At 63.0% G+C, this 12,300-nt stretch carries 12 protein-coding genes; 4 read left to right on the top strand and 8 right to left on the bottom strand.

Going from position 1 to position 12,300, the window contains the following annotated elements; genetic code table 11:
- Positions 1-68: 68 nt before the first annotated feature.
- The 4 genes from CO675_RS19755 to CO675_RS19740 all read right to left on the bottom strand — a co-directional run bounded on the left by CO675_RS19755 (position 69) and on the right by CO675_RS19740 (position 3,576).
- A complete protein-coding gene (locus CO675_RS19755; RefSeq protein ID WP_245452823.1) occupies positions 69-1,379 on the bottom strand; it encodes a TAXI family TRAP transporter solute-binding subunit in 1,311 nt (436 codons plus the stop codon).
- Positions 1,380-1,470: 91 nt separating this feature from the next.
- Positions 1,471-1,884, bottom strand: coding sequence for a hypothetical protein (locus tag CO675_RS19750; RefSeq protein WP_245452822.1), 414 nt, complete (start codon positions 1,882-1,884; stop codon positions 1,471-1,473).
- A 23-nt stretch (positions 1,885-1,907) separates the two neighbouring features.
- Positions 1,908-3,140, bottom strand: a complete 1,233-nt coding sequence (locus CO675_RS19745; protein ID WP_097673552.1) for an HlyD family secretion protein — start codon at positions 3,138-3,140, stop codon at positions 1,908-1,910.
- Positions 3,133-3,576: a hypothetical protein gene (locus CO675_RS19740; protein ID WP_097673551.1), complete on the bottom strand. Its 444-nt coding sequence runs from the start codon at positions 3,574-3,576 to the stop codon at positions 3,133-3,135. The genes CO675_RS19745 and CO675_RS19740 overlap by 8 nt, the downstream gene beginning before the upstream one ends.
- Positions 3,577-3,731: 155 nt before the next feature.
- Between CO675_RS19740 and CO675_RS19735 the strand changes: the two genes are divergently transcribed.
- Positions 3,732-4,184, top strand: a complete 453-nt coding sequence (locus CO675_RS19735) for a hypothetical protein (protein WP_097673550.1) — start codon at positions 3,732-3,734, stop codon at positions 4,182-4,184.
- A 24-nt stretch (positions 4,185-4,208) separates the two neighbouring features.
- The gene (gene ppk2, locus CO675_RS19730) at positions 4,209-5,009 is read left to right on the top strand and encodes a polyphosphate kinase 2 (protein ID WP_097673549.1); all 801 of its coding nucleotides are present in this window, start codon (positions 4,209-4,211) and stop codon (positions 5,007-5,009) included.
- A 42-nt stretch (positions 5,010-5,051) separates the two neighbouring features.
- Here the strand turns inward: ppk2 and CO675_RS19725 are convergent, their stop codons facing one another.
- From CO675_RS19725 to CO675_RS19715, 3 genes are all read right to left on the bottom strand, one after another.
- Positions 5,052-5,486, bottom strand: coding sequence for a hypothetical protein (locus tag CO675_RS19725; RefSeq protein WP_097673548.1), 435 nt, complete (start codon positions 5,484-5,486; stop codon positions 5,052-5,054).
- Positions 5,487-5,577: 91 nt separating this feature from the next.
- Positions 5,578-8,328, bottom strand: a complete 2,751-nt coding sequence (locus tag CO675_RS19720; protein WP_097673547.1) for a decarboxylase — start codon at positions 8,326-8,328, stop codon at positions 5,578-5,580.
- A 176-nt stretch (positions 8,329-8,504) separates the two neighbouring features.
- Positions 8,505-10,172 (bottom strand): SulP family inorganic anion transporter, encoded by a 1,668-nt coding sequence (locus CO675_RS19715; RefSeq protein WP_245452821.1) that lies wholly within the window; start codon positions 10,170-10,172, stop codon positions 8,505-8,507.
- Positions 10,173-10,362: 190 nt separating this feature from the next.
- On the opposite strand from CO675_RS19715, the gene CO675_RS19710 reads away from it, so the two are divergent.
- Together CO675_RS19710 and CO675_RS19705 are read left to right on the top strand one after the other, a co-directional pair.
- The gene (locus CO675_RS19710) at positions 10,363-11,247 is read left to right on the top strand and encodes an alpha/beta hydrolase family protein (RefSeq protein WP_097673545.1); all 885 of its coding nucleotides are present in this window, start codon (positions 10,363-10,365) and stop codon (positions 11,245-11,247) included.
- 28 nt (positions 11,248-11,275) lie between these two features.
- Positions 11,276-11,854: an invasion associated locus B family protein gene (locus CO675_RS19705; protein WP_097673544.1), complete on the top strand. Its 579-nt coding sequence runs from the start codon at positions 11,276-11,278 to the stop codon at positions 11,852-11,854.
- A gap of 18 nt (positions 11,855-11,872) precedes the next feature.
- Here CO675_RS19705 and CO675_RS19700 read toward each other — a convergent pair whose 3' ends face one another.
- Entirely contained in the window at positions 11,873-12,247 is a 375-nt protein-coding gene (locus tag CO675_RS19700; RefSeq protein ID WP_097673543.1) for a response regulator transcription factor, read from the bottom strand.
- Between the last annotated feature and the right edge of the window lie 53 nt (positions 12,248-12,300).

The raw sequence follows: 12,300 nt of genomic DNA, 5'->3' as shown, positions 1-12,300 counted from the left end.
GACGGCCGACAGCATCGGCGGCGGCCGTGTCCCCCCTTTGATCAAGATCAAGGAAAGCGATTGTCCGCTCAGCTTCCGACCTGGTCCTGCGGCTGCGGCGCAAGGTGGGCGCGGCGATCATGGATCAGGTTTTCGAGCCGGTGCGCCGCGACGTTCACGGCCGTGACGGCCCGCTCGCTCCTGTCGTCCGCGACCGGCTGGCTGCGCTGCGTCCGTAGAACCTGGTCGATTTCGCGCTCGATCTCTTCCAGTTCCGACTCGCGCCCGGCCATCCGGATACGAGGCCCTAGCGCATAGAGCGCGTCGAGCGCCTCCTGGCGGCTCGGTGTCTCGACCGGCCGAAGGAATTTCCACGCCGCCGCTAGCACGGACGCAAGCCCGCCGGCGATCATCGGCGCCAGGAAGATCGCATTGCCCCACTGGTCGAGAAAGCTCTCCCGGGTCCCCTCATAGACCGCCGCAGCCCCGGGATGCACCGACAAGTAGGCGCTCGCATCGGTGTCGGGCGTGGCGATCTGGGAAAGCCCCGGCAGCTCGGCCAGCAAGTCCCGCCGCGCGCTCATGATCGACTGCGTCAGGTCACCGATCAGGTCATTCCCGAGCTTCTTCTGCGCCACCAGGTAGAAAGACGTCTGCAACGTGGTCAGGTCGTCGGAAGGAATCGGCGGCGAGCCGCGCAAGGTACCCTTCGGCACATCGAAGCTCTCGTAGGCGCGTTCCTTCTCCGCGATCGCGCCGGCGGACTCGATGGCGATCATCACCGGACCAGCTCGCGCGGTGTGCGGGAAGACATTGCGCAGCAGCGCAAGATACTTCTCGGTCAGGGGCATCACGAGCAGGATTGCCCGGACCTCCTTGGTGTCGAGCGCCCGGCGCGCGTCCGCGGGCGCAAGCGGCTTGAACACCACGCCCGCGCGCGTCAGGTCGTACTCGTCGGTCAGCACCTTGATCAGCTTCTGATTGGTTTCGGCGCCGATCACGCCGATGGTGGCGCGCTTCAGCTCCGCGACATCGGATATCGCAGCGCCAGGCGGCGCGACCATCAGCACGGTGGCGTGCGCCAATACGATGACGGCCTGAGCCTGCGAGAGATCGCCGACATCGCCGCGCACGACTGCGAGGTCGACTTTTCCTGAAGCGAGGGCGTCGGCGGACTCGAGCGGTCCCGGGGTCTGGATCAGGCTGAGCCTGACCGGCGCATTCGACTGGGCGAACTTTCCGGCAATTGCCGAGACCAGCTTTCCGGCCTCGCCATCGAGCGAGCCAACCGCGATCGTCAAGGTCGTCGGCCGTTCATACCAGCGATAGGCGAGCAAGCCGGCGCCTGCTGCGACAAGCGCAATTCCCACCACCAGGGCGATGCGGAATGACCTCGGCAACCGGCTCGGATCCACGACGCGCTACCCAATCGGTCCGGCGTCAGCCGACGACGGTCCGGCGGCGCCGGGCCAGCGCGGCGAGCGGTCACCTCTAGATCCTGCAACGATGATAATTGACCTCCATCCCCTCGATGCCCGGAAACTGGCGCGTGATGGTATCGTCGTCGACGGCCTTAAGGAAGAACTGCACGTTCGATACCATGATTCCCGACGCGCAACCGACGATGATGTTGATGTTCTGGCCGTCGTCCTTACGCGATTTGATCTTGCAGTTCTCGAACTTGCCCCGGAGGCGATCGACCTCGGCGATGAATCCACCGCCATAGACGCCCGAGAAGTTCGAGAAGGTGAGCTGGTTCGCCCTGCCCTTGTGGGCGAACACTTTTCGGCACTGCTCGGCACTCGTGGCCCAGGCACCGGTGAGATCGAATGCGCGTGCATAATCCGGCAATCCGAAGATCATGCCCGTCGCCACGATTGCGCGAAACTTGCGGTCCGGTTTCATATGCAGTCTCCTGTTCGCACCCGTCAGTGACCGCTGAACACCAGCGTCTGGATCGGCAGCAGCAGAGCCTGGATCCGCAGCAGCAACGCGTGAACGAGTGCGGTCGCGTCGACGGCGTGCAGGGCAAAGCCTTTCAACGCGCCGGTTTTCGGATCGGAGATCTCGTCATGATTGCTGGTGTAGGCATTGACGATGCAACTGCTGCCTGGTGTCACACCGTCAAGCCCGCCCTTGTAAAGCGGTTCGAGGAACACGAGGATCGAACCCGGCTTCTGCAGGCTCTGCGGGTCGATCAACAGTTCGCTGGCCCGAAACTGGCCGGCGGCGATGAAATCCTGCACGCTGGTGACAACCAGAGGAATGATCACCCAGGGTTTCGACATGCAGGCGGCTTCCGCGATCATGCCAGGCTTCATCACCTGGGCCTCGATCTGCCCGAACCCCGCCTGCAACCTGTTGCGGCCCGCTTCGTCGGGTATCATGATTCCGGCCGGCCGCATGATCTGAGCGACGAGGTCGCCGGGGCGAACCAGGAATTGCTCGACGCGGCCGTCGACGCCGGCACGGACGAAAGTCTTGTCGAGGTCCACTTGCGCCTGCGCCTGCGCGGCCTCTGCGCTCGCCCTCTCGGCCGGCAAGAGCGTAGAGACGCGCAGCGTCGCCGATTCCTTGGCGGCGCTAGCGGCATCGACGCCGGATTGCCGCTGATCAACCAGCACCTGCAGCTTCTCGATGTCGCGTTGCGGCACAATGCCGGGATTGCGGCGTTGCAATTCGCTCTTCACATCGAGTTCGTCCTTGGCCTGCTGCAACGAGGCTTTCGCCTCCCCGATCTGAGCGTCCGCCTTGACCACGTCGGCTTGCGCCGAGATCAGCGACGCATCGACCTCGGCGATCTTTCGCTTGGCGGTCTCAAGCGCAGCCTCTTGCTTCGAACTATCTAGCCGGAACAGAACGTCGCCTTTCTTCACCGGCGCGGTGAAATCGACATTGACCTCGACGACGCGGCCGGAACCCTCGGGCAGGATCGGCACGGTCCTGAAGTAGATCGCCGCGGAGCTCGTCGAGGGATGAAAGTAGAAGATCATCGTGATCAGCGAGATCGTGAGCATCAGGCAGCCGGTGATTCCCCATCTCAATTCGTACCAGACTGAGAAGAACGTGATTTCCTTGCCGAACCGCTTGCCTTGCCGATAGCGGCGATAGAGGTAATCCGGCAGGATCGTCACCAGCGAGCAGATCATGAGCTCAAGCATGGTTGTGCACCTCCTGCTTCGCGGCCGCCCGGGCGTCGGGACTGCCGCCGGATACGGATTCGGCTTCCGGTTCGGCAGCGGGCGCGCCCGGCGTGGCGTCGGCTATGCGCTCGACGGAATCGGCAATGCTGCGCATCGGCGTGCCAAAATCCGGCAGGTCAATGAGCGCCAGCAGCAGGCCGGCGATCCAGAAGATATGCATATGGGTGAAAAGCGAAATCAGGCCGAGGACGGCGACGATCTCAAACTGAAGTTTCTGGCTCTTGTGCGCCATGCGCTCTGGCAGGCTGTGCAGCTTCCAGTAGAGAGTGCCAACCCACAAGACCGTGGTTACGAGGAAAATACCCATCACCACCATCAGGGTGTCCGACCCGTCGGCGCCGGGAATGAAAAACGGCAAATGATGGGGGGCTGCCGGATGGATCTGTTCGTTCAAGCCAAGTCTCCCGGTTGCAATATAACCGCAGGCAAATCTTGATCGACACTGCTGATCATCCTACCGCGCTTGCTTGATCTGGATCAAGGAAGCCAGTCGGCTCGACCCTACCGTTTGGAGGCACGGTGGAAGATCGGGCGTAGGAGTCCCCAGCCATGCGAGACAAAATCGATGACCTGATCCCGAATGCGCATGAAATCCAGAAACAGGCCTCGGTACAGGAAGCGGAAAAGGCCGAGGAGCATGCCAAGCGCGCGGCGGCTGTGGAGGCCGAGAAGCGCGCCTTGATCGAGCGGCTGAGCAAGCCCTCCGGGCTCAGCGAGGACGAGAAGGTCAAGCTGGCATCGACCGTGATTCAGCGCGCGGTGCGTAACGGGCTGACCGAAGTGCAGGTCTACCGTTTCCCCAATACGCTGTGCACCGACAAGGGGCGGGCCATCAATCAGATGGAGGCCGGCTGGGAGAAGACGCTGACGGGCATACCCAAGGAAATATACCAGCTCTGGGCAGACTACCTGCAGCCGCGCGGCTATCGCATCCGCTACCAGGTCGTTGATTACCCCGGCGGCATGCCCGGAGACATCGGCATCGTCATTGCCTGGGGCTAACAGCTCAACGATGGGCGGGGATCCATGGCGAAAGACAAGTCCGCGAAGAAGATGAAGCGCAAGGATTATGAGGAAGAGCTGCAGAAACTGCAGGTCAAGCTCTGCCATCTGCAAGATTGGGTGCAGGCGCACAAGCTCAGGGTCATCATCCTGTTCGAGGGACGCGATGCGGCCGGCAAAGGCGGAACGATCAAGGCCCTGACCGAGAAGGTCAGCCCGCGCGTGTTTCGTGTGGTGGCCCTGCCGGCGCCATCCGACCGTGAGAAGACCCAGCTCTTTCTCCAGCGCTATATGCAGCAGTTTCCGGCTGCCGGCGAGATCGTGATCTTCGATCGCAGCTGGTACAATCGCGCAGGCGTCGAGTATGTCATGGGGTTTTGCACGCCGGCGGAGCACAAACGCTTCCTCTCGCTTTGCCCGCAGATGGAGCAGTACATCATCGAGGGCGGCATCATCCTGATCAAGCTGTGGCTCGAGGTCGGGATGGACGAGCAGGAACGGCGCTTCAGGGCCCGGATCGACGATCCGATGCGGCAGTGGAAACTGAGCCCGATGGACACCGAATCCTACCGGCGCTGGTACGACTACTCCCGTGCGCGCGACCTGATGTTCAAGGCGACGAGCTCGAAGCACGCACCGTGGAACGTGATCCGCTCCGACGACAAGCGGCGGGCGCGGCTGAACTGCATCTCGTTTCTGCTGAAGACAATTCCCCACGGGCGGGTCAAGCGAGACAAGGTGAAACTGCCCCCGCGCTCCGCCAAAGGTCGCTACAACGATCAGACCGGTCTGCGCGGGATGAAGTTCGTCGAGGAACGCTACTGAAAGGCCGGGCCGCGCTGGACGCGCGGCCCTTGCTCCTTCGGACTATTTCAGGCGGATCGAAACGCCGCCCACGGCAGCGGAGACTTCGGCACCGACCTTCGGGCCGCTGAGCTGCAGGATCACGCCATTGGCGTTCTGCAATTGGACGCCACCGGCGCCCGCGGCGATCGCCCCACCGGCACCAGCGGCGCTGTAGGAGCCTTCGATTGAAGCCGGCCCCCGGAGGTTGAGGGCACGCCCGACAAGCTTGGTGGTCGAGGCGCCGATTGTGAAGCCGACGCTCATGCCCGACACCGTGAACGGATAATGCTTGCCACGCAGGGTCAACACACCCTCGCCGCCTCCGACACCGACGATGAAGCCGCCCTTGGTGAAGATGACGGCGACCGAGCCGGTTTCAGCCAGCGACGGCGTGCTGAAGCCGGCCAATCCCATCGCCAGCGCAGCAAGAGCTCCGATCAAACCCACTTTTCTCATGATGTCTCTCCAGGAACCGGTTGCGTTACGACCTGTTGCGCAAGGACCGTCGCTGCAGGAATGCGAAGCCGCCTTGCGGGATCTCTTCCCCTTATGATGCAGCCTTCAGCTTCGGCGCGGCCGCCCGCGGCTTGCCCATCCTGGCCAGCGCCTCGGTGGTCACGAGCTTCAGACCCTCGGCCGCGTCGTAGCCATGGATCTCCTTCACATCGAGCTTGCGCATGAAGTCAATCGTCTCCTGCGTGATGACCTGGCCGGGGACCATGATCGGGAAGCCCGGCGGATAAGGGATCACGAAGCTGGCGGAGACGAGATCGGGCCCGTTCTTCAGGCGCCTGTCGATCTCTGGATCGTTCAGGCGAATATATTGGCATCCCGCCGCATTGTAGGCTGAATAGAACCCACCGCGGATGTCGCCCTCGTTCGTCTTCGTGCCCCCATCGCCGCGATATGCGTCGTGGAAATGAGAGAAGTTCGGCAGGTCAGGCACGTCCTTCATCAGGCTGTTGACTCGCGCGTCGAAATCGCTCCTGGCGTTCGCTCCGCCCTTGGCCAGGCCGCGATCGATTTCGCCGGCGACTTCGGCCAGTACCCGGACCAGATGCGCGACGTCGCTCCGCGTGTTGTTGATGTTGGACTGGATCAGGACCGAATTGCGCGAGGTCTTGTTGACCTGGATGTTGTAGCGGCTGGCAAGCAGGCCCTTGAACTGCGTTCCGTCGTAGCCGGCCGTGCCGCAGACCAGCGTCATCCGGGTCGGATCGAGGCAGAACTCGTCGTCGTTCAAGCTCTTCAGCGCGCTCGCCCAGTTGGTGCCGGCCGCCAGATAGTCAGTGAACCCGCTCTGGCGATAGGCCTTCGGCACCATCGCATCCGCACCCAGAACGCGGAAGTAGCGGGAGATCAGCGGATTGGTGTTGACCGCATTGCGGATGGCGAACGCAATCTCCATTGCATTGGCCACCAGTCCGTAACCCTCGAGCTCCATCTGCCGACGCGAGACGTCGAGGCTTGCAATCAGCTGCTGGTTCGGACTGGTCGATGCGTGGGTGAACACAGCCTCCTTGAACTGCGCTTCGACCGTGTGGAGTTCGATATCCTTGACGGCCAGCATCGAGCCCTGCCGGATCGCCGACATCGACTTGTGCGTCGAGTTGGTCTGGTAGACCCGCTGCCGGATCTGGCGCGGATCGGGGATCAGCCTGGTCTTGAGCAGCACCTCGTCCGAGGGATTCTTGCCGAGTTCGGCCTGCTGCTTTTCGTATGCCGCAACCGACTTCGGATCGCGCATCCAGGCTTCGATCTCGTTGGCCGCGCCCATCGCGGTTCGCCGACGCAGGAAAGGCGAGAACCGCGCGAAGCCGAACCAGGCCTCATCCCAGAGGAAGATCAGGTCAGGCTTGATCGCGAGGCATTCCTCCATCACCCGCCGCGTGTTGTAGATGTGACCATCGAAGGTGCAATTGGTCAGGTCGATCATCTTGACCCGGTCGAGCCGGCCATCGGCCTTTGCGTTCAGAAGCGCCTGCTTGATCGTCTTCAGCGGCACGGCGCCGTACATTGAGTATTCGGTCATCGGAAATGCCTCGACGTAGAGCGGCTGCGCACCCGCCAGCACCATGCCGTAATGGTGCGACTTGTGGCAGTTGCGATCGACGATCGCGATGTCGCCGGGACCCAGCAGCGCCTGCACCGCCATCTTGTTGGAGGTCGATGTGCCGTTGGTTACGAAGTACACGCGATCGGCGCCGAGTGCGCGCGCAGCCTTCTCCTGTGCTTTCTTGATGTTTCCGGTCGGCTCCAGCATGCTGTCGAGGCCGCCGGTGGTGGCGCTGCTCTCGGCCAGGAACAGGTTCAGCCCGTAGAATTCGCCCATGTCGCGGATCCAGTCCGACTTGAACACGGACTTCCCCCGCGCGATCGGCAACGCGTGGAAGGTCCCGATCGGCCGCTGCGCGTATTTCTTCAGATTGTCGAAGAACGGCGTGTCGAAGCGATCCTGCACGCCTTCCAGGATTGAAAGGTGCAGTTCGAGGATGTCCTCGACCGAGTAGAACACCCGGCGCACCACGTCGGCCTCGGGATTGCCGGCCAACTCCTCGACGTCGCGATTGGACATCAGGTAGAGATCGAGCTCGGGACGGATCCGCTTCAGGATGTGAGCCAGCTCCAACGCGGAAGCGTCGGACTCATGGCTGAGCCCCATCGCGGTCATCATGGATCGCAGCACCGGCGCATCGTGACGCGAACGCAACGCGAAGCCCTCATTGATTACGACCGCTGCTATGTTGGGATTCAGCATTGCCGCACAGAAGGCATCTTCGAGACTGCCGACCACCACGGGCTCATAGATGAAGGCATCGACCGGTCGCCGTAGCCTGCGCCATTCCGCCAGGAGTCCCGGCCAATTGCTGGCCGGCACTCCGGTCACGATCAGGGTTTCGAAGTACGGACGGCGCGCCGTCGATTGTCCGAGAGTCGGCGGGAGCAGATCGGGAACGTCGCCATTGCCGTCGTCCTGCGTGCTCCAGTCGTTGGCATGCTGGCGGAAGGATTTTGTCTGGAGTGCCTGCGCGATCCGCATCGCAAGCATATGCGAGGTGGCGGCGTCCCCCGCCGCCGCGGCTTCCTTCAGCGCCGTCATCAAACGAAGGCCCGGGTAGCCGTGGAACTCCTCCGTGACCGCAAGCGCCGACAGCGCCGCGTCATACGGCGCATGGTCGCCGCCGCCGCTCCACGCCTTTGCCGCCTCGACCAGATCACGCCAATTGTCGGCGCGCCCACCGGGTCCGGAGAAGAACTGGTCGATGCGTTGCTGTACCGGCTTCGCGTCGTTGGCCATCGATATCTCCTGATTTTGGCGCTGGTTCGCTTCGATCGTAGGAACCGCACCGCCGCCCCCTTTGATCCAAGTCAAGCCGTGACCTGGCTGAGGCAAACCATGTGCGGCGAGCAATCGCGGCCTCTTGCGATGCAGCAGGGCCGAATGTCAGGAAGCAGCCAGCCGGGACGTGCAGGCTAGTTGCTTGCCTGAGGCACCCCATTGCTCAACACGCTGTCGAGCGTGCGCATCCAGTCTCCACTATCGGTCTTGTCGGCAAGACCATCCGCCCGAAGCAGATCGCGCAACTGTGCGTGCGCGCCGACGATGCAGAACGCGATGCCGCGCGATGCGAGCTCCTGATGCAGATCGTTCAGCATGCGCGACCCCGCCAGGTCGATGAATGGCGAAGCCGACAGGTCACAGGCCACCAGCTTGACCTCGGGGGAAGCCCGCAGTGCCGCCAGCACCGTTTCCAGGATCGTCTCGGCATTGACATAAAGGAGAGAGGTTTCCGGACGAAACGCGATGATCCCGGCCAAGGGCTCCACGTCGTCGTGCCGCGCCCGGTCGGAATAGCGGCCGCTGCCGGGCAGACGGCCAAGAAATGCGATATTGGGCTGCGACGCCCGCAACAGCAGCAGGAAGATCGAGGCGACGGCTGCCAGCAGCACGCCCTGCAGGATCCCGAGGAACAGCACGGAGACCAGCGCGATGACCGCGGCATAGAAATCGATCCGGCTGATCCGCCACATTCGGGCGAGTGCTCGAATATCGACCAATTTGTAGACCGCGGAAAAAACGATCGCGGCAAGCACGGCCTTCGGCAGATTGGTCAGAAGACCGGTGAAGAACAGCAGGCAGAGTGCGAGGGTCACGGAGCAGAACACCAGGGCCAGCGGCGTCCGCGCGCCGGCGGCGTCATTGACGGCCGACTGCGACAGTCCGCCGGCCACGGGGTAACCATGCCCAAGGGCCGCCGCGAGATTGGCCGCGCCGAGCCCCAAAAACTCCTGCCGGACATCCAGCGCGTAGCCGTGCTTTGCCGCAAAGCTTCGCGCGGCGGATACGCCTTCCACGTAGGCCAGCACGAGGCATCCGGCGGCAATAGGAAAGAGATCGTCAAATTCGAGCAGGCCGAACGTCGGCAGCGCGAGCGCCGGCAACCCGGTCGGGATCTTTCCGGTCACCGGCAATCCCATGTCTGCAAGACCAAGCACGGAGACAGTCAGGATCGACAGCGCGACCACCGCCAGCCCGACGGGCTTGCCCGGCAGCCTGCGCTCGCCGAGCAGGAGCAGCACGATCGCAGCCATGCCAATGCCGAGCACCAGTGGCCTGGTATCGGCGAGCTGGCCGGTGATCCTGATCGCGCGGTCGAAGAAATTGTGACCGCCTCCTGCAACGCCGAACAGGCTCGGCAGCTGGCTCATGATGATGGTGAGCCCCGCCCCGGCCTTGAAGCCCACCAGGATGCTGTCGCTGATCAACCGCACCAGCAGGCTGAGCTTGAACAGCCAGGCAATCAGGCAGAGCACCGCGACGCTGAAGGCAACGAGGCTGACGATTTGTCCATAGCGCGTGGCATCGCCGCCGCCGAGTACACCGACGGCGCCGGCGATCATCAGCGAGATCGCCGAGGTCGGTCCGACAGCGAGTTGCCGGGAGGAGCCCAGCAGGGCGTAACCCACGCCGCCAAGCAGATAGCCGTAAACGCCGATCTGCGGCGGCAGGCCGGCGAGCCCCGCATAGGCCAGCGACACCGGTATGGCGTAGGCCGCCAGCGTGACACCGGCGATTGCATCCGCCCCAAGCCAGGATGCGTGATAGCCGGCGAGCCAACCAGCCGGCGGAAACCGGCTCATCCAACTCGTCTCCCCCTGGATCGACATCGAGCGCGCCGTGTGAAGCTACAATGGTCGCATGTGGTCGCGCCGCAGGGCTCGATGCTCGTTGACTCAGATCAAGCCTCGTTGCCGGCGATGTGCTTCTCACCAGGCTCGGCTTGATTATCGTGACCTGCACATTTGCCGGACGACCGCTGGAGCGCATGGCATGCGTCAGCACCGCTTACGGATCTTCGCGGCAGCCGTTCTGCTGCTTGGCCTGACCGCTCCGGCACGCACCGATGACCAAGGCGCATCCCAACGCATCCAGGAGGAGATCTGGGCACTGCCGCTCCCACTGCCGATGTTCGCCTACCTGGTCCGCCCGGTGGGTGACGGCCCCTTCCCGCTGGTCATCATGAATCATGGCGTGTCGCTGAACGCCAGGGATCGGAGCTTCTTCCCGCTGGTCGAGTTTCGCGACGCCGCGATGTGGTTTGCACGGCACGGCTATCTCGTAGTGGCTCCCGTCGGGACCGGCTATGGCGCCGCAGCCATCGACATTCCCGAGCGCGGTCTTTATGGCCCGTTCTTCTCCAAGGTCGGGAAATGCACCAATCCGAACTTCCTCGATCCGGGCCTCGCGGTCGCGCAGGTCGATCTCTGGATCATCGACTACATGGCCGCCGAACGGCGCGCCCTGCCGCAAGGCGTCATCGTCGTCGGACAGTCGGCCGGCGGCTGGGCGGCCATCGCGCTGTCGAGCCTCAATCCTCCGCAAGTCAAGGCCATCATCACCTTTGCAGCCGGCCGCGGCGGCCGGGTCGATGGCAAGCCCAACAACAATTGCTATCCCGATCGTTTGGTCGAAGCGACCGGCTTCTTTGGCCATACGTCACGGGTACCCATGCTGTGGCTCTACATCGAGAACGACACCTTCTTCGGTCCAGCCCTCTCGAAGCGAATGTATGAGGCGTTCACGAGCGCCGGTGGCCGAGCCGAGTACCACCTGTTGCCGCCATTCGGCGACGAAGGGCATTTCATGATCGGCTCTGCGGATTCCATTCCCATCTGGTCGCCATTGGTCGAACGATTTCTGGACAAGGTTCGCTAGGTGGCCAAGCCCCGCTGGAGGAGCATCCATGGTCCGATATGGTGCTTTGGCTACGTTGGCACTATTGGCGACGAGCTTCAGTGTCGCGCACGGTCAGCAGGCGCGCTCGCCGCCGGCCGCGGTCAAAGACGGGAGTGAGGTGACGCCGCGGGGAGCGCGCGCCGCGCATGACGTCAAGTTCGGCGAGTGGCGAAAGCTCTGCTTCAACGCAGCCGGCGCCAAGACATTGTGCCGAACGCAGATCACCGGCACGTTCGGCACCGGCCAGACCGCCGTTCGCATCGATCTGGTCGAACGTGAGGACGGGACCGCTCGCCTGCAGCTCTTCCTGCCGGTCGGGATGTATCTGCAGGCCGGAGTCAAGCTGTCGGTCGACCGCATGGAAGTTCATCGCTTGCCCTATACCTGGTGCGTGACCAATATGTGCATCGCGGCTGATGTTGCCGATCCCAAGCTGCTCGAGGAGATGGACAGCGGCAAATCGCTCTCGATCGATGCCGTCGACACCAGCATTCTGACGGTGACGACATCGGTGCCGCTCGACCGCTTTGCGACCGTGCGCAAGGGAGCCCCTGCACTGACACTCGACCAGGCCATCGACGAATGATCGAAACCCGCAACCGGGCTAGATCACGCCGGCCAGCAATTGTTCGATCGGTTGCATCAGTGATCTTGCCGTGAATGGCTTGGTCAGATAGGCCGCGCATCCCGATGCCATCGCCGCCATGCGCGTGGCCGGGTTGTCATTGCCGGTAATGTAGATGACAGGCACATCGACACCCTGATCCGTCAGACGATGACGCAGTTCAATCCCGGAACCGTCGCTGAGATTGATATCCAGGATGATGCATAGCGCGCTCTCGAAGCTGTCGTGCCCGAGCAGGGCAGTTCCGGTCTCGAACAATCTGGATGCAAATCCATACTCCCGCAGCAACCGTCCGATGCCACGAAGCATGGATGGATTGTCATCCACGACGAAGACGAGTTTCGCGGTAGGCAAATCCTGACGCCTCTACGTTATCGCTGAACCAGACCTTCGGCCTGCTGCTCACC

The organism is Bradyrhizobium sp. C9 (assembly GCF_002532045.1).
Lineage (GTDB): Bacteria > Pseudomonadota > Alphaproteobacteria > Rhizobiales > Xanthobacteraceae > Bradyrhizobium.
This window is presented reverse-complemented; position numbering and strand designations above follow the sequence as displayed.

Bases quoted from the DNA above. Each gene is read 5' to 3' on its own strand.
- CO675_RS19745 (WP_097673552.1), bottom strand. From the start codon at position 3,140: ATGCTTGAGCTCATGATCTGCTCGCTGGTGACGATCCTGCCGGATTAC.
- CO675_RS19720 (WP_097673547.1), bottom strand. From the start codon at position 8,328: ATGGCCAACGACGCGAAGCCGGTACAGCAACGCATCGACCAGTTCTTC.
- CO675_RS19725 (WP_097673548.1), bottom strand. From the start codon at position 5,486: ATGAGAAAAGTGGGTTTGATCGGAGCTCTTGCTGCGCTGGCGATGGGA.
- CO675_RS19710 (WP_097673545.1), top strand. From the start codon at position 10,363: ATGCGTCAGCACCGCTTACGGATCTTCGCGGCAGCCGTTCTGCTGCTT.
- CO675_RS19750 (WP_245452822.1), bottom strand. From the start codon at position 1,884: ATGAAACCGGACCGCAAGTTTCGCGCAATCGTGGCGACGGGCATGATC.
- CO675_RS19705 (WP_097673544.1), top strand. From the start codon at position 11,276: ATGGTCCGATATGGTGCTTTGGCTACGTTGGCACTATTGGCGACGAGC.
- CO675_RS19715 (WP_245452821.1), bottom strand. From the start codon at position 10,172: ATGAGCCGGTTTCCGCCGGCTGGTTGGCTCGCCGGCTATCACGCATCC.
- ppk2 (WP_097673549.1), top strand. From the start codon at position 4,209: ATGGCGAAAGACAAGTCCGCGAAGAAGATGAAGCGCAAGGATTATGAG.
- CO675_RS19735 (WP_097673550.1), top strand. From the start codon at position 3,732: ATGCGAGACAAAATCGATGACCTGATCCCGAATGCGCATGAAATCCAG.